The sequence below is a fragment of the Microbulbifer regidiadema (SeqCode) genome, assembly GCF_052467605.1.
In genome coordinates, this window is record NZ_CP174316.1 from 4507471 (window position 1) to 4524272 (window position 16802).

At 49.9% G+C, this 16802-nt stretch carries 11 protein-coding genes; 7 read left to right on the forward strand and 4 right to left on the reverse strand.

What is annotated here, in order from left to right; all coding sequences use genetic code 11:
* Window positions 1-58: 58 nt before the first annotated feature.
* The 3 genes from purL to ACJJIF_RS20375 all read left to right on the forward strand — a co-directional run bounded on the left by purL (window position 59) and on the right by ACJJIF_RS20375 (window position 5695).
* Window positions 59-3925 (forward strand): phosphoribosylformylglycinamidine synthase, encoded by a 3867-nt coding sequence (gene purL / locus ACJJIF_RS20365; RefSeq protein WP_444930092.1) that lies wholly within the window; start codon window positions 59-61, stop codon window positions 3923-3925.
* Between the two features lie 391 nt (window positions 3926-4316).
* The gene (locus ACJJIF_RS20370) at window positions 4317-4640 is read left to right on the forward strand and encodes a TfoX/Sxy family protein (protein ID WP_444930093.1); all 324 of its coding nucleotides are present in this window, start codon (window positions 4317-4319) and stop codon (window positions 4638-4640) included.
* A 170-nt stretch (window positions 4641-4810) separates the two neighbouring features.
* On the forward strand, window positions 4811-5695 hold the full coding sequence (locus tag ACJJIF_RS20375) for an aldo/keto reductase (RefSeq protein WP_444930094.1): 885 nt from the start codon (window positions 4811-4813) through the stop codon (window positions 5693-5695).
* Here ACJJIF_RS20375 and ACJJIF_RS20380 read toward each other — a convergent pair.
* The 3 genes from ACJJIF_RS20380 to ACJJIF_RS20390 all read right to left on the reverse strand — a co-directional run bounded on the left by ACJJIF_RS20380 (window position 5692) and on the right by ACJJIF_RS20390 (window position 7723).
* Entirely contained in the window at window positions 5692-6192 is a 501-nt protein-coding gene (locus ACJJIF_RS20380; protein ID WP_444930095.1) for a TrmH family RNA methyltransferase, read from the reverse strand. The genes ACJJIF_RS20375 and ACJJIF_RS20380 overlap by 4 nt on opposite strands.
* Window positions 6193-6262: 70 nt before the next feature.
* On the reverse strand, window positions 6263-6859 hold the full coding sequence (locus ACJJIF_RS20385; protein ID WP_444930096.1) for an SLATT domain-containing protein: 597 nt from the start codon (window positions 6857-6859) through the stop codon (window positions 6263-6265).
* A gap of 189 nt (window positions 6860-7048) precedes the next feature.
* Window positions 7049-7723 (reverse strand): outer membrane beta-barrel protein, encoded by a 675-nt coding sequence (locus tag ACJJIF_RS20390; RefSeq protein WP_444930097.1) that lies wholly within the window; start codon window positions 7721-7723, stop codon window positions 7049-7051.
* 460 nt (window positions 7724-8183) lie between these two features.
* Here ACJJIF_RS20390 and ACJJIF_RS20395 point away from each other — a divergent pair, with 460 nt between their 5' ends.
* The 3 genes from ACJJIF_RS20395 (at window position 8184) to ACJJIF_RS20405 (ending at window position 12870) form a co-directional block, all read left to right on the forward strand.
* Window positions 8184-9563, forward strand: a complete 1380-nt coding sequence (locus tag ACJJIF_RS20395; protein ID WP_444930098.1) for an SLC13 family permease — start codon at window positions 8184-8186, stop codon at window positions 9561-9563.
* A 181-nt stretch (window positions 9564-9744) separates the two neighbouring features.
* Window positions 9745-11928 (forward strand): S9 family peptidase, encoded by a 2184-nt coding sequence (locus tag ACJJIF_RS20400; protein WP_444932389.1) that lies wholly within the window; start codon window positions 9745-9747, stop codon window positions 11926-11928.
* Between the two features lie 273 nt (window positions 11929-12201).
* On the forward strand, window positions 12202-12870 hold the full coding sequence (locus ACJJIF_RS20405; RefSeq protein WP_444930099.1) for a DNA-3-methyladenine glycosylase I: 669 nt from the start codon (window positions 12202-12204) through the stop codon (window positions 12868-12870).
* Window positions 12871-12946: 76 nt separating this feature from the next.
* On the opposite strand, the gene ACJJIF_RS20410 is transcribed toward ACJJIF_RS20405, so the two are convergent.
* Window positions 12947-13735: an SIMPL domain-containing protein gene (locus ACJJIF_RS20410; protein ID WP_444930100.1), complete on the reverse strand. Its 789-nt coding sequence runs from the start codon at window positions 13733-13735 to the stop codon at window positions 12947-12949.
* Between the two features lie 374 nt (window positions 13736-14109).
* Between ACJJIF_RS20410 and ACJJIF_RS20415 the strand changes: the two genes are divergently transcribed.
* The gene (locus ACJJIF_RS20415) at window positions 14110-16311 is read left to right on the forward strand and encodes a hypothetical protein (RefSeq protein WP_444930101.1); all 2202 of its coding nucleotides are present in this window, start codon (window positions 14110-14112) and stop codon (window positions 16309-16311) included.
* Window positions 16312-16802: the final 491 nt, after the last annotated feature.

The window sequence follows — 16802 nt, forward strand, 5'->3', positions numbered from 1 at the left end:
TTGTGCGAAATCCCATTCGCGCAATCTTTCTCATTTAGACAAGAGGCTATCTCCCGCAATGTTAGTTCTGCGTGGTGCTCCCGCACTGTCGAAATTCCGCCATAAAAACCTGCTCAATCAACTGCGCGCGCTGCAACCGACCATCGACGATCTCTACGCCGAGTTCGTTCACTTTGCAGACAGCGACTCACTGGATAACCAGGAGATGGCCCTACTGGAGCGATTGCTTCAATACGGTCCAACCGAGGAAAAACACGAGCCGAAAGGCGAGCTGATCCTGGTTGTGCCGCGTCCGGGTACGATCTCGCCCTGGTCTTCCAAGGCCACTGATATCGCGCACAACGCCGGCCTGAATAAAGTTCAGCGCCTGGAGCGAGGTATCGCCTACTACATTACCGGTGTCGAGTTAAACGAAGCTGAACGCCTTGCTCTGGCCTCCCGTTTGCACGACCGTATGGTTGAAGCGGTATTCACCGACTTTAATCAGGCGGAGCAATTATTCGTGGAAGAGGCACCGCGCCCGCTGCGCGGCGTGGATATTCTCGAGGGCGGCCGCGAAGCGCTGGAAGATGCCAACGTCACCTTGGGCTTGGCCCTGGCGGAAGATGAGATTGATTACCTGCTCACCAGCTTCCAGGAGCTGGAGCGCAACCCCACCGATGTAGAGCTGATGATGTTTGCCCAGGCAAACTCCGAGCACTGCCGCCACAAAATCTTCAATGCCTCCTGGACCATCGATGGCGAAGAGATGCCGCACTCCCTGTTCGGCATGATCAAGAACACCTACCAGAAAGGTGGTGATAACGTACTGTCCGCCTATGCGGATAACGCCGCTGTGGTTGTCGGTAGTGAAGCGGGGCGTTTCTACCCGGACCCGGACAGCAAAGAATACGGTTTCAGCAACGAAGCTATTCATCTGCTGATGAAGGTGGAAACCCACAACCACCCCACCGCGATCGCCCCCTTCTCCGGCGCCGGCACCGGTGCCGGTGGTGAGATTCGCGATGAGGGCGCGGTTGGCCGTGGCTCCAAGCCGAAAGTGGGCCTCACAGGCTTTACCGTTTCCAACTTGCGCATTCCCGGTTGGGAGCAGCCCTGGGAGGCCAACTACGGCAAGCCCGAGCGCATCGTTACCGCCCTGGATATTATGATCGAGGGGCCGATCGGTGGTGCGGCATTTAACAATGAGTTTGGCCGCCCGAATATCTGCGGTTACTTCCGCACCTTTGAAGAGAATTTTGACGGCGAGCGTCGCGGCTATCACAAGCCGATCATGCTGGCTGGTGGCTACGGCAATATCCGCGCAGAGCATGTTGAGAAGCCCGAGTTTTCCCCCGGCGCCAAACTGGTAGTGCTGGGTGGTCCGGCCATGTTGATCGGCCTCGGTGGCGGTGCGGCCTCCAGTATGGCCAGCGGTTCCAGCTCTGAAGACCTGGATTTCGCTTCAGTACAGCGCCAGAACCCGGAAATTGAGCGCCGCTGCCAAGAGGTGATCGACCAGTGCTGGCAGCTGGGTGAGAGCAACCCCATCGCCTTTATCCACGATGTGGGTGCGGGCGGTTTGTCCAACGCCTTCCCCGAACTGGTCAAAGACGGCGGTACCGGCGGTAACTTTGAGCTGCGCAATGTGCCCTGCGATGAGCCGGGTATGAGCCCATTGGAAATCTGGTGTAACGAATCCCAGGAGCGCTACGTACTGGCGGTGATGCCGAAAGACCTGGCGCGCTTTGAGCAGATCTGTGAGCGCGAGCGCGCGCCTTACGCCGTTGTCGGTGAAGCCACCGAAGACAAACACCTGCTGTTAAATGACAAGAAGTTCGACTCCAAGCCGGTGGATCTGCCGATGTCGGTACTGTTCGGCAAGCCGCCGCGCATGCATCGCGAAGCACAGACGCGCCAGGCGGCAACCAAGGCTTTCTCCACGGCCGATATCGATTTGAATGAAGCGGCTGAGCGGGTGCTGCGCCTGCCCACCGTGGCCAGCAAGAGCTTCCTGATTACCATTGGCGACCGCACGGTTACCGGCCAGGTGTCCCGCGATCAGATGGTCGGTCCCTGGCAGGTGCCGGTGGCGGACTGTGCGGTGACTACCGTGTCCTACGACAGCTATGCCGGCGAAGCCATGTCTATGGGGGAGCGCACCCCGGTGGCACTGTTGGATGCACCCGCGTCAGGTCGTTTGGCCGTGGGCGAGGCGATCACCAATATCGCCTGTACCCCGGTGAAGCAGCTGTCTGATATCAAACTCTCCGCCAACTGGATGTGCGCTGCGGGCCACCCGGGCGAAGAGGAAAAACTCTATCGCACCGTAGAAGCGGTGGGCATGGAGCTGTGCCCCGAGCTGGGTATTACCATTCCGGTGGGCAAGGACTCCATGTCTATGCGCACCGCCTGGGAAGACGAGGGTGAGCAAAAGGCGGTTACCGCACCGCTGTCGCTGGTAATCTCTGCCTTTACTCCGGTTACCGATGTACGCAAAACCGTGACTCCGCAATTGCGCACGAATAAAGGTGAGAGCGAGTTGCTGCTGGTGGACCTGGGGGCCGGTAAAAACCGCCTGGGCGGTTCCTGCTTGGCACAGGTCTACAATGAGCTGGGCGACAAGCCCGCAGACCTGGACGACGCCAAGAAGCTGAAAGGCTTCTTTGAAGTGGTGCAGCAGGCGCTGAACGAAGATCTGATCATGGCCTACCACGACCGCGCCGACGGCGGTCTGTTCACAACCCTGGCGGAAATGGGCTTTGCCGGCCGCGTGGGTATGGACGTGGAAATCTACGAGTTGGGTGAAGACCCGATCGCCGCGCTGTTCAGTGAAGAGCTGGGTGCGGTACTACAGGTGCCCGCCTGTGAAGCGGATATGCTGGTACAGCGCTTTGCCGCTGTCGGCGTACCCACCCACAAGATCGGTTACCTGAACAATAACGAGCACCTGTGCATCACCAATAACGGTGTTGAAATCTTTAAGCGCTCCCGCGCGGAGTTGCAGCAGATCTGGTCGGAAACCAGCTTCCGTATCCAATCCCTGCGCGATAACGCCGAGTGCGCCGAGCAGGAGTTTGCCGCAATTGCCCAGGATGACCCGGGCCTGACGGTAAACCTGACTTTCGATATGAGCGAAGATGTCAGCGCGCCCTATATCGCCAAAGGTGTTCGTCCAAAAGTTGCCGTACTGCGCGAGCAGGGGGTCAACAGCCAGGTGGAAATGGCGCACTCTTTCCACCGCGCCGGCTTTAACGCTGTCGACGTGCATATGAGCGACATTCTGTCCGGCCGTGTGGCCCTGGATGAATTCAAAGGCCTGGTGGGCTGTGGTGGCTTCTCTTACGGTGACGTACTCGGAGCCGGTGAGGGCTGGGCGAAAACCATTCTGTTTAACGATCGCGCGCGCGACCAGTTCGAAGGCTTCTTTAACCGCAACGATACCTTCGGTCTGGGGGTGTGTAACGGTTGTCAGATGTTCTCTGTGATCAAAGAGCTGATCCCCGGTGCCGACCACTGGCCGCGCTTTGTGCGCAACCTGTCCGAGCAGTATGAGGCGCGCTTTGCCCTGGTGGGCATTGAAGAGTCTAGCTCTGTGCTGTTTAAAGGTATGGCGGGCACTTATATGCCAGTTGCCGTTGCTCACGGTGAGGGCCGGGTGGAATTTGCCGATCAGCAGGCGCTGGAGAAGTGCGAAGCTTCCGGTACCATCGCGATGCGCTATCTGAATAACAAAGGGGAAATTACCCAGACCTACCCGGCCAACCCCAACGGCTCGGTAAACGGTATTACTTCCCTGAGCTCTGAAGATGGCCGTGTCACGATTATGATGCCGCACCCGGAGCGAGTTGCACGAGCGGTCAACAACAGCTGGCGCCCGGATGAGTGGAGCGAAGACGCCGGTTGGATGCGTCTGTTCCGCAACGCGCGGGTATTTGTTGATTAAGACAAATCAGTACCCCGGCGGTTAGTTGGCCGGGGTGTTTGTCAGGTTGTGGTGGCCTTTTCAGGTCGCCACAATTTGAATAAACAAGCAAACTCTTCTATAACAGTTTTCAGCCCTTTTATTTCCTGGCGTAACGCTCTTCTTTTCAAGTGAATAAGCTTCACTTACTGCTACACTTAAGCAATTATTCGAAATAACATTTTTGCTATGGTGCAGTTATCTGTTGAACTTACAGTGTACTTGCTCATCGCTCCACCCAATATCTTATTGGGATTAGTATTCACATTTTCTCCATTCGAATCTTTTCTAATTTTATCGTGGTTAATCAGTTCAGAAAAAACCGTATCTGAAGGGGAATTTTTGCTCAATAAAATAGATTAAGGAGGAACTTATGGCGTACAGCGAAAACCTGGCTGAAAAGGTGCGCAAACTACTTCAGGGAAATGAAGGTCTGAGTGAAAAGCAGATGTTTGGCGGGCTCGCTTTTATGTTGAATGGCAATATGGCCTGTGGGGTTGTCGGGGAGGAGTTGATGGTCCGCGTTGGGCCTGATGATTATCAAACGGCTCTGTCTGAGCGCTATACCCGCCCTATGGATTACACGGGGCGCCCCTTAAAAGGTATGGTGTATGTGGAAGAAGATGCTGTGGCTGTCGATCTGGATAATTGGGTCAGCCGTGGTGCCGTGTTTGCGGGGTCGCTGCCACCCAAATAGCGGTTGATCGCCAGCTAAAAATAGGAAACGGTATCTTTCTTTTGTGTACTGATTAATCGCTGCGGGTGAACTCGCTGCTTACAGCCCGTTGACTTCTGTACGCCCTGAATTTCAGAAGCGCTGTAGATCCTCGCCGGTGTGCCGCACCGGAATCTGAAAGGATATTGATTATGTATTTTCTCGAATTGAATAACGGTGTAGAGATACCCCAGCTCGGCATGGGAATGGCTGCTATTGGCAGTTGGCAACAGGATGATGAATATGTCACGGAAGTACTTTTAAAGGCCATGTCAGTGGGGTACCGCCACTTTGATGTGGCGTCAGTTTACGGCAATGAACGGGCGCTGGGGAGAGCGATCAAAGAGTCCGGCCTGGCGCGGGCCGAGCTATTTATTACCAGTAAAGTTTGGGATAGCGAGCAGGGGAATCGAAAAACCCACGATGCGTTTGCCCGCAGTTTGGAGCGCTTGCAGCTCGAGTACCTGGATCTCTATTTGATCCACTGGCCTGTACCGGCTTATACCCGGGAAACTTGGCAGGCGATGGAAGCGCTTTACCAGCAAAAGAAAGTGCGCGCCCTGGGTGTTTCAAACTTTCGTAAAACGGATATAGAACAGCTTGCGGCTTTTGCCGAGGTTCCCCCAGTCTGCAATCAAATTGAATTGCATCCCTATTTCACTCAGCAGCCTCTGGTGGACTATTGCCAATTTCATAAAATTGCCATCTGCTGTTGGTCGCCGCTGGGCTCCGGTTCTACCTGGAGTGGTGTCGAAGCCCAGGACAAGCCGTTGGCAGATCCATTAATCGTACAGATCGCTGAGGATCACGGGGTGGGGGCGGGGCAAGTTATCTTGAAATGGAATATCCAGCAGCACCGTATCGTTATTCCGAAAGCAGAAAGCCTGGATAATATGCGCAACAACTTTTTACTTTCAGACTTTAATTTAAGCCAAGCGGAAATTCAGGCAATCAATGGTTTGAACTGCAATAAAAGATTTGGTGGTGATCCAGACTACGCCAACCAGAAGAACCTGATAGTTAAAGTCCCCGCCTAAATTTTTTCCAGCAGGGCATAGGTTGCTATGGCACAAGCGGAAGTGACATTCATTGAAGAATTGACCCCCTGCATAGGGATATGCACCACGGCATCTGCCATCTTCAGGAGTTCAGCAGCTACGCCATCCTTTTCCGAGCCCAATACCAAGCAGACTTTATCTCCGCTAGTAATGGGAGCCTGTTTCAGTTCAATGCTGTTCGAGGTGATTTCCAGGCAGATTAATCGATAGCCTTTAGCCTTTAATGCTTGCGCAGTATCAATGGCGGATACGTGATATTCGTAGGGGACGTACTTCTCAGTAGAGCGGGAAATTTTTCGAATCTTGGAGTTGGGCGGCGTTAGGGTTTCACCGGTTAAATAAATTTTCTCTACACCGAGTGCATCGGCGATGCGAAATAAGCCCCCGACATTACTCGGGGTGCCGATATCTGTGGCCAAATAGCACAAGGGGTGAGTGCTTGCGGTTGCTTGATGGCTGCTGTGATCTGTCTGCATTTTACTGTTTGTTCTGTAGAGGTGAGGGCGCTACTGTTTCAGGGGGGTACTGCAGTGCCGGCGGACCGGATCAGTGGTTACCGTCTACGGCTTCAATCGGTTCCCCGGCAATTCTCAGTGCGGAGGCCTGGCGTTTGCGCATCTGCTCCACCAGAGAGGGCTCGCGCGCGGCCTTTTGAGTTTGGGTGTGTGCCGCCTGTTTGTATACCTTATCTGACACAATAAACTCTTCCGCACGCTGATTGATATCGCTGTAACGTGTATTCAGTTCTGAAATCTTTTTAGAGAGATGTTCGAGATCCAGGATACTGTCAAAATAGAGGGCGATCAGTCGCTCACACTCCCTGGCGATTGCCAGATATTCGTTACCAACTTGTCGGTGCCCCTCATAGTTCTTTTTAAAGTTGAAGAAGGTTTGCACACCGCCAAGCAAGGCGGCTAACAGGGCCAGTCCCGCACCGCTCCACTTGGTCCAGTCCGGTAGCTCCGCATTGATCAGGGAGAAGAACAGTGAGCCGAGGAATAGGTTGACGACAACGATGGGAACCCCGCATAGCACATGCAAATTGCGCCCCTTCATGGATGCGCGAAAATGGCTGTGCTTGCACAGGTGGGCATTCCAGCGGAGTTTTTCCAAGACTTCTACAGTATTGGGTATATTGCTCATAATTCCCTTTGCCTTTTCTTCTTTACTGGCTGTCGCAGGCGATAGTTTGCCGGATACTGCTTAATTGTACAGAGTAGCTGGCTGGATTTTAGTTGAGGGGGAGGGAGCAGCGGCGAAGGTGCTTTAGGGGCGGGCTCTGGAGGAAGTGTAAGTAGTCACTTCCTCCAGAATCTGATAGTTTGATTCGGATTAGAAGCTGTAAGTAGCCCCCAATGCGGTAAAGTTGGCTTTTTCATCCTCGATTTTATAGAGAGTATGTTCAAGACCGATATCCCAGGCACCGGTGGACCAGCTTATTACTGCGCCATAGTAGGAGTCGGTGCCGCTATCTTTCTCATCACCCCAATCGCCAGACCAAGCATAGCTTTCTGATTCCAAGAGCTCGCCATCTGGGCTGTACCAATCAATAGAATATTCGTAATTACCGCTACCACTGGAAGTGGTATTCCACTGGTGAACACCGAGACGGACACCCGCGCTCAGGTGTTGTTGAAAGCGCTTAGTAAAAGCGGCTCCTAAACTGTACGATTTGTACTCGGTCTTAGTGTGGTCATAAGAGCTTGCATTAAAGACAGTTTGATAATCTTGATCACCATAGATTTCAGCATCGTATAGTTCGTATCCAGAGCGCCGCTCTAGCTTGCCTAAGTCGGTCATTCCCGCCTCAATAGCGATATATTGATTGATCCGGTAGCCAAACGTAAACCCGTAACTGACGGAGTCTAAATCCTCTTTAATCGTATAAGAGCTGTCGGAGTCAAACTGTGTATACCCGAGAGAAGCCTTCAGGTAGAAAGGCTGTTCTTCGGCGTGAATACTGGAGCTAAATAGCGCGATAAAAGCGGCAAGAGCGGTGTGTTTCAAGAGGTACCTCATATAATAACTGATCGTTTTTTATTCGCTTGAATAGCTCTAGGGGGCCACGGAATTATTCAGCGGTTCCCTAGTGCAGAGTGGGTATTAGCACTCTTTGAATTAAGCTCAAAAAACTATAAATAATGGTTTGTCAGTATTGTACATTTGCGCAGACCTCCCTAACAGCCGCTTTTGTTTAGCTTTTTTCTGCACAGGCTTTTTTATCGAGCAGGCGACTGTATGCTAGCCCCCATAGGGGTGGGCAAAAATCAAACAAGATGCTTTTGTTCTGTACATTCTTTGTAGACCAGTGGAATTTATTACTTCGAAGTAGTGCGCAGAGTGCTCACTTTCTTGTATTTTGTGTATCTACCTGAGGGGACCTGGATCGTGCGGTGATTGGCCGGAGCCCAGTTTCTCAACAGCAATAACCAATAAAAATTAAACCCTGGAGTCGTTGGGGGCAGATATGTCGATCGCGCGACAGCGCTTTATAGTTTTAGGTCCTCTTTTGGCAGCGGCCTTCTATTTCTTTTTAGCCGCGATGGGAATGCAATACCTACCGGCGGTAACCGCAGCGATTACCTTGCTGACCGTGATCTGGTGGGTTACAGAAGCCCTGCCTATCCCCGCCACCTCACTGGTGCCTTTTGTTCTTCTGCCCCTATTTGGGGTCGCTGATCACCGCGAAGTAGCCTCTTCTCTGGGCAGTCATGTCATTCTGTTACTAATGGGAGCTTTTATCCTGTCCAAAGCCCTGGAGAAGAGCGGCGCGCACGAGCGGCTCGCTCTGTATATGTTGCGTATTGTCGGTGTCTCCAGCGGGCGCAGGCTGGTGCTCGGGTTTATGCTGGCGGCGGGCTTCTTGAGTATGTGGATATCCAATACCGCCACAACCCTAATGATGCTGCCCATTGCTTTGGCGATTCTCTCCAGGATTGATAACCAGCGCTTGAGTATTGCCCTGATTCTGGGGATTGCCTATGCCGCGAGCCTGGGTGGGGTGGGGACCCCGCTGGGAACGCCACCCAACGTTATTTTTATGGGGATCTATGAGGAGGTAACGGGGCGAGAATTTAGTTTCCTGGGGTGGATGAAAATTGGCCTGCCTGTCGCCCTGGTGACCCTGCCGATTATGGCCCTTTGGCTGACTCGTAATATCCATCTGAAAAATGCTATCGAGCCCCCGCAAGTGGGAGAGTGGCGGGCAGAGGAAAAGCGCACCTTAATGGTTTTTGGGGTGGCTATTCTCCTGTGGGTTACCCGCAATGCACCATTCGGTGGCTGGAGCGACCTGATAGGGGTTGATGCTGCCGGCGATGGTACTGTGGCCCTTGCGGCGGTTGTCGCTATGTTTTTAGTCCCCAATGGCAAGGGCGGACGCCTGCTGGACTGGCAGACAGCGGAAACAATTCCCTGGGGAATGCTGTTGCTGTTTGCCGGCGGTATTGCACTGGCAAAAGGGTTCTCCAGCTCCGGCCTAAGCGATATGCTCGGCAATGGTCTTTCTTTCCTCACCACAATGCCGCTGTGGCTAATGCTGGTAATACTTTGTTTGAGCGTAACCTTCCTGACAGAGATCACCAGTAATACCGCCACTGCAACTTTGCTTATGCCCATTCTCGCTGTAGCTGCAACCTCTGCGGGCTTTGAGCCGATGGTACTGATGATACCGGCGGCGATGAGTGCCAGCTGTGCGTTTATGTTGCCTGTGGCCACGGCACCGAATGCCATCGCCTACGGAACAGGCAAGGTACGCATACAGGATATGGTGCGTGAGGGGGCAATACTGAGCGTGACGGCATCGCTGATTATTGCGGGAATGAGCTGGTTGATTTTGACGGGTTAGTATTTGCCGGAGATAGGGGCTTTAAAATTTCAGGTAATAGGTCCTCGACTGAGAATTGCCTATTGGTGTTCAGCATAGGGGGCCTTGTCGGGATGTGATGCGACTTATCGGTGCTCTAACCTGATTGCAATAAAGCAGTATTGGTGGGTAAAAGAAGAATACACAAAAGAGATAAATTTTGATGAATAAAACTGCGGCAACATTACTGCTCGCCCTCGGTTTAGCGGGGTGTGGTGAAGCGGAAAATAACCAGGCAACAGAGGAAAAAGTTTTGTTTAACGAGGATGTTTCTGCTCCTGTGGCCAAGAAAGTGCCCCACAAGCTGGTTATGCACGGTCATGAGCGTATCGATAATTACTATTGGATGCGCGATGATGAACGCAAAGCTCCAGATGTTATTGCGCACCTGGAAGCAGAAAACGCCTATACCGACTCGGTAATGCAGCACACTAAAGCGTTGCAGGAATTACTCTTTGAGGAAATGACTGGACGTTTGGAAAAAGATAAATCGACGGTACCCGTTTATTATAATGGCTACTGGTATTACAGTCGCTACCTGCCACAAAAAGAGTATGTGATTCACGCCCGGCGCAAAGGCAGCCAAGAGGCGCCTGAAGAAGTTATGCTGGACATAAATAGCCTGGCCGAAGGTAGCGGCTATTTCAGTGTTGGACGCCTGGCCGTATCTCCCAACAATCAATTGCTCGCCTACCCTGAAGACAGTGTGGGGCGCCGTGTTTACACGATTCGCTTCAAAGATTTAAAAACCGGTGAACTACTGCCGGACAAGCTGGAAAATGCCTCACCGGTTGCGGTTTGGGCAAATGACAATAAGACCGTCTTCTATATCAATAAAGATCGCCAGACTCTGCTCGGCTATCAAGTAATGCGACATACATTGGGCACCCCACAGAGTGACGATGTTATTGTTTATGAAGAAATGGATAAGGCCTTCTACACCTGGATTTCCAAATCCCGGGATGGGGAGCTGGTGCGGATTCACCACAGCTCGACGACCAGTAGCGGCGAGTCCATTCTGGATGCCAATACCCCGCTGGCAGACTTTGCCCCCCTACACCCCCGGGAAAAAGACCACGAGTACTCGGCGCTAAAACTGGGAGGTGAGTTTTATATTCTTACCAACTGGCAGGCCGAAAACTTCAGGTTGATGAAAGCCTCTATGGCCGATGCTGCGGATAAGTCTAAGTGGCAGGAGGTAATACCACACAGTAGTGACACTCTTCTGGAAGACTTTACCTTATTTGACCAGCATCTCGCTCTGATAGAGCGAAAATCAGGTCAGGCAGGGCTTCGGATCATTAACTTAGAGAACAACAAGGCTCTTGAGGTCGGCTTTAATGACCCGGTTTACCAGTTGGACTTAAGTGCCAATCCCAATTTGGGATCGGAGAGTGTGCGGGTGTCTTACTCAAGCCTGACGACACCAAAGAGTATCTATGAGGCCCGGCTGGATAGCGGTGATCTGACACTGCTTAAGCAAGATAAGGTGCCCGGTGGGTTTGCCCCTCAGAGCTATCAGAGTGAGGGTATCCTGATTACCGCACGGGATGGTGTCAAGGTGCCGGTGTCTCTGGTATATCGCAAGGATAAATTCCAGAGAGATGGTACTAATCCACTGCTGCAATACGCCTATGGTTCCTACGGCAGTACCGTCGACCCCTGGTTTCGTTCCTCTATAGTATCCTTGCTGGATCGCGGTTTTGTATTTGCTATCGCCCATATTCGCGGCGGTCAAAAATTGGGGCGCGCTTGGTATGAAGACGGAAAGATGTTCAATAAAAAGAATACTTTCACTGATTTTATTGATGTTACCAAGGGCTTGAGCCAATTGAAGTATGCAGCCTCTGATAAGATCTTTGCTTCCGGCGGCAGTGCAGGGGGGCTATTGATGGGGGCGGTAGTCAATATGGAGCCGGGTTTGTATCGAGGGGTAACCGCAGAGGTGCCATTTGTCGACGTGGTGACTACCATGTTGGATGAGTCCATCCCTCTGACGGTCAATGAATATGACGAGTGGGGTAACCCCAACAATAAGGACAGCTATGAATATATGCTCTCCTATTCGCCTTACGATCAGGTAAAAGCACAGAACTACCCCAATATGCTGGTGACCACAGGGCTACATGACTCCCAGGTGCAATATTTTGAGCCCATGAAGTGGGTGGCAAAACTGCGGGAGTTGAAGACCGATAAAAATCAGCTGCTATTTAATACCAATATGGAGGCCGGTCACGGCGGTTCTTCGGGACGCTTCCGCCGCTATAAAGAGACGGCCTTGCAGTATGCGTTTTACCTCGATTTACTTGGTGATACTCATCGTGAGAGTGATAGAAAGTCCCAGTAAAGTAGCTTGATAAATAAGGCAGTATCTCTGCTTGGCTGTAGATAGCTAAGCAACCTTTATTTGTTAGCGGTGTTTTATTTAAAAGGGGAGCTTGCTCCCCTTTTTTTTGTGGATTATTTCCGGTAGAGTCAGATAAAATCAATTGATTTTACCAATCTCTTAGGTCGAGCTGATCGCACATTGCTATTTATACTCCTTTACAAAAACATCTCTTGTTTTGAATTTTCAATTGTCGGCGTAGAATATAGGGAGATCTTTTGGAAGCTATAAGTTATGCGCGAATTTTCTGCTATTGAGGCGCCGGTTATTGATCGTTTTGGCGGGTTAGGTGGTCTTCAGGAAAGGCTGATTAAGCCTAAATCCGCACAGTTCTTAAAAGAGATACCCGATAACCAGTGGTTGTCAGCGGTATCTCGTGCGGTTTTTCAAGCTGGTTTTAATTGGAAGGTCGTTGAAAAAAAATGGCCGGATATAGAGAGGATCTTTTATGGTTTTGATGCTTCTTTCTGTCGTCGCCTACCGGAGGAGGCTTTGGATGACCTGATGCGGCAGGAAGGGATGATTAAGCACTGGACTAAAACCCGCTCTATTCAGAGAAATGCAGACTTCTTTTGGCATATCTCAAATGAACACGGGAGTCTGGGGGAGTATTTCTCTAATTGGAATACCGCTAACTATATTGAAAACCTTCAGTACCTGAGGAAAGGTGGAGATCGTCTAGGGGGGAAAACCGCACAAGTATTTTTAAGGCGTATGGGGATCGACACCTTGGTTTTTGCCAGCGATACGATTCGCGCGCTGATTCGAGAGGGGGTTGTTGATAAATCTCCCTCCTCTAAGAAGGATTGGGCAGCTTTGAAAGAAGCAATTGAAATCTGGCAGTCCCAGTCTAAGCGCAGTTTGAATGAGATTAGCCAGATCTTATCCCTCTCTGTAGGTTGAGAGAGTTAGTGGGGGCATAGGTTGGCAGGAGTCCATATTGTAGAGACTTCTGCCAATGTTATCGGTTGATAAAGAATTAATCAGCTACATTCGCTGGCGTCACTTGAAAATCTACTGACAGTGAAGCCTCATATTGAACTTCATCGAAAGAGCTGGTCTCTCTTTCTATATAGGTCCGTGAAGTGCTGTCTTTCAACCCGCTACTTCTAGCTCTGGCAGCTGTAACGACAACCTCCTCTACAGCATCGGCACCGGCTGTACCATGATAGCCGAGGCTTCTTGTGCGGATATTCACCGGCGTTAACTGAATGCCAAGCGTGCCTTCATAGTCTGCTTTTTGCTCCATAATTTTTGCCAATGCTTTGGATTGTACTTTCTTTGTATATTCAGAAACTTTTGAATGCTCAAATGAAGTGCTCACTATCTCGATTTCTTTATTTTCATCGGTTAACTGTGCGATAGCTTGCAAATGATTCTCCTGATCAATGGTGATTGCCACCCGATTGATCACTTTATAGCTGGATGGATTCTTGCCTAACCAGCCAAACTGAGGGGAAGATGAGAACTTTGAGTTCTTGATTTTTCCTCTATCAATACCAGCTTCGACCAAACTGCGAGTTAACTGCTCACGCAGAGCACTGTTATTGGCAATAGCATCTGACAGGCGGGGTTCTTGAGTGGTTACAATAACATTCACAATGGCTTGATCTGAATACGCTGTTTCTTCTGCGCTGCCATGCAGTGTGACAATTTTTGACTCTGGATAAATCAGACCGCGCAAGTCTTGTGGACTGCCTGTAATTTCAGGTGTTGCCAGTGCAAAGCTGGGAATGATGAGTGTAGCTAAGAGGGCAAGTCTTTTCATGTTGACACTTCCATATTATGAGTATTTGAGATGTTAGAGGATGGCCATCTCAGAGTGGTTTGACAAGACTATAGCGGTTTTCTTTATTGTCAGCGAATTGTTACGGTTGTAACAATTTATTAAGTTGGTTATCCCTTAAGCTATCGCTAAGTTTTGCCTGAGTAGTCATGCTTTATCGATCCGGTAAACGAGTACCGTTTATCGGTGTGTGATGGCCGCTGATCACTCCCAAAGCATTTCTAAAACTGCTTCACAGAAAAACGATTACATCATTTTAAAGTTCACGCCGGCTCTGAGATTGGAAATACCTGACCAATTGATGGCAGCAAGTAAATAATAAAATATTTTAGTGATATATAAGTTGGGCAGAACGAATGGGTTTACTAATAAATAAGAAAATATTGGCGTTTTCTTTGATGCTATTGTTGGCTGCATGTGGAGGTGGTGGGGGTTCCTCTGCGGAAACGGATACCTCCTCTACAGATAGTGATCAAGACAGTAGCGGTAGTCAAGATAGTAGTGGTGGCCAGGGATCATCTGATAGTGAAGATACCCCGATCTCTGATAATGTCGGCACTACTGTTGTACTGGGGGATGTGGAAATTACTGACTTGGGGTTTGCATCGTTGACGGCTGTTGATGTCACTTTACCCGAGGGCATGAATAATGCCCGAGAGGTATATCAGATGGCACACTATATTGCGCGTACCGATGGAGAGCAGGATGAAGAGGATATTGATATCCCTATCCGAAATTATACAGCCACTTGTGCAATCGATACCGATACCCCGAGAATGTTTGTTTCCACTACTTTAGCCGAGGGGACCGGTGTTGAGGATACCACTTACGGTTCTATTTATGAGTTGCAGTACGACCCTGCAACTTCCAGTTTTGAGCCCACAGGCAATGCCACATTGTTAAAACAGTGCTATGAATCTCATGGTGTGGCAGTGAGTTCAGATTGTTCCACTGTAGCAGTATTGTGTAATACGGAATACCAAGCCAGTGAGCGCTATGATGTAGAGGCTGACCTTGTTGAGCAATATGGCTCAACCTGGATGAAAATGGAAGACAATATTGACACCATCGAATCCCGCATCGCTAATGAAATAGGTCTTTTGGTTGCGACCAATCACAGTGAATATATCGAGTTTTTTACCGGGCATGCCACGCTGACTTTTGATGATTTTCTTGCAGGTTTGGAGGCGAATTTTCCGGATACTGACTTTGGAGATTCACCGTCCTTTAGCACGATTAAAGGATCTGATATGCAAGAGGAAATGGATTATATCATCTCCAATCTTGCCTCTGGCGATTACAATGATTTGCTCCAGTATATTCGAGATGCCAGTTACAGCTACAACGAACAAATTTGGCTGTTGGAGTGGGAAAACCAGCAGTTAAGTGAAGTGCCTGATACCTATGTAGTGAATAAAATGCACGGTGGAACGCACCTTGGTGCACAAGAATTACTTTATGTTGAAGAGGATAGCCAGGGGCGCAGCAGCTACGGTTTCTCTGTTTCTGCACGGGTATTTGATGGCTATGGGAGTTCCCATTATTCAGCGGGTTTGACCGTCATAGATCGAGACAATTGGTCTCTGGATATGAGTAGCACGGATAATCGTGGCTGGTATTGGGCCTGCGGCGATGGTCATGTGATAAATATTCGCTCGTTCTATAATCCGGATAATGAAATGTTTGGAGCAATTTGTACTAGCGATTGGAATGACTGGATCGGCAGTACCCATGGGCAACTGGGCACTATTGCGGTGAAGATGGAAACATCCAGTTCCTCTACTGAAGGCCGCTTTAATCATTTTGTACCTGCTACCTCTGTTATGGTTTCTAACGGCGGAGGTCATACGGTGGTGCCTGTAGATGCCAATACCAACTTGTCACTGATTGTCTCACCTAAATATATTGCAGATGCAGATATGGATAGGTTCTTAGAGGATGAAGTCGGTGTTGACCTGTCTGCCGAGGGTCCCTTTGATGAAGATTGTGCAGATTACGATACGACAAACTGTTTCCTGTCTTATATGAGTTATAGCTATTGGGAAGATGATGATAGTTTTCCCACAATGACTAGGCAGGGCCTGTATTCTGGTGATGCATTAGACTCTAGCTCTTTAACCCGTATTGGTATTGCCAGGGTCAGTTCTACAGGCAGTATGGAAGGGCAGGGTTTTAATTGGTTAGTGGCGGATGATGATTGTCAAATAAGTGATCCACAGCTTATCGACTTGAAAAATGGGCGCTATCTATTGGGTTATGCAAAATTCCAGTGTATCTCCGACAACCTTGCCTATAACCGTATTTATGCTGATAACGGTTCTAAACGACTGTTAGTACCAAAAGCTTACTACGTCATGGAAATTGATGCGGATCTCAATGTGCTCGAAGGACCTATGGAACTACCAAACTATGGTTGGGGTGGCCTGGATGAGCCTATGTATTTAGGAGAGGGCAAAGTGGCTTGGACTTATATTAAGAATCCAACTTATGACAACTATATAAGCGGTCAGCAAAATACTTGGCAGGCGCTGATTTATCATTCGAATAGCGTTAATTAATTCTTCCGTTTGATATGTCAATTGGCAAGGGGGCCTCCCCTTGCCAGCGGCGTACTTTTCCAGCGCAAGTTAATTTACACTGGTTCTGATATTAAACGCTTAAAACATGGGAGTAGCATTACAGTACCCCGTGCCTTTGCTTGTTAGTGCTCACTCCGATTTTTATATACATCTTTTCATCCTGATCAAAGCCTCCATACAGATTGCGGGCTATTCAGAAACGCCTCCTGTAATGTGGCCGCTGTAACAAATGGGAGCCGGGCAATTGCCCCCGCCTTGTTTGACGCTGGCTAAAATCTATACAAAGTGTAAGGTGCCCTTCTATAAATAAACTACCTTTCCGGGGGAGGTTAAACCCCGTAAGGGAGCGCTCACTTATCTATCGATTTGCTTTCTTGTGACAGTGATTTAGTAGGCTAGATGCTTCAAAACTGGGTCATATCAGGATAGGTTTTCTCCAAATTTCTGACCGATTGGTCACCCTACTTGTC

What these genes read in the sequence shown, in the direction of transcription:
- purL (WP_444930092.1), top strand. Translation starts at nt 59, where the DNA reads ATGTTAGTTCTGCGTGGTGCTCCCGCACTGTCGAAATTCCGCCATAAA.
- ACJJIF_RS20370 (WP_444930093.1), top strand. Translation starts at nt 4,317, where the DNA reads ATGGCGTACAGCGAAAACCTGGCTGAAAAGGTGCGCAAACTACTTCAG.
- ACJJIF_RS20375 (WP_444930094.1), top strand. Translation starts at nt 4,811, where the DNA reads ATGTATTTTCTCGAATTGAATAACGGTGTAGAGATACCCCAGCTCGGC.
- ACJJIF_RS20380 (WP_444930095.1), bottom strand. Translation starts at nt 6,192, where the DNA reads ATGCAGACAGATCACAGCAGCCATCAAGCAACCGCAAGCACTCACCCC.
- ACJJIF_RS20385 (WP_444930096.1), bottom strand. Translation starts at nt 6,859, where the DNA reads ATGAGCAATATACCCAATACTGTAGAAGTCTTGGAAAAACTCCGCTGG.
- ACJJIF_RS20395 (WP_444930098.1), top strand. Translation starts at nt 8,184, where the DNA reads ATGTCGATCGCGCGACAGCGCTTTATAGTTTTAGGTCCTCTTTTGGCA.
- ACJJIF_RS20400 (WP_444932389.1), top strand. Translation starts at nt 9,745, where the DNA reads ATGAATAAAACTGCGGCAACATTACTGCTCGCCCTCGGTTTAGCGGGG.
- ACJJIF_RS20405 (WP_444930099.1), top strand. Translation starts at nt 12,202, where the DNA reads ATGCGCGAATTTTCTGCTATTGAGGCGCCGGTTATTGATCGTTTTGGC.
- ACJJIF_RS20410 (WP_444930100.1), bottom strand. Translation starts at nt 13,735, where the DNA reads ATGAAAAGACTTGCCCTCTTAGCTACACTCATCATTCCCAGCTTTGCA.
- ACJJIF_RS20415 (WP_444930101.1), top strand. Translation starts at nt 14,110, where the DNA reads ATGGGTTTACTAATAAATAAGAAAATATTGGCGTTTTCTTTGATGCTA.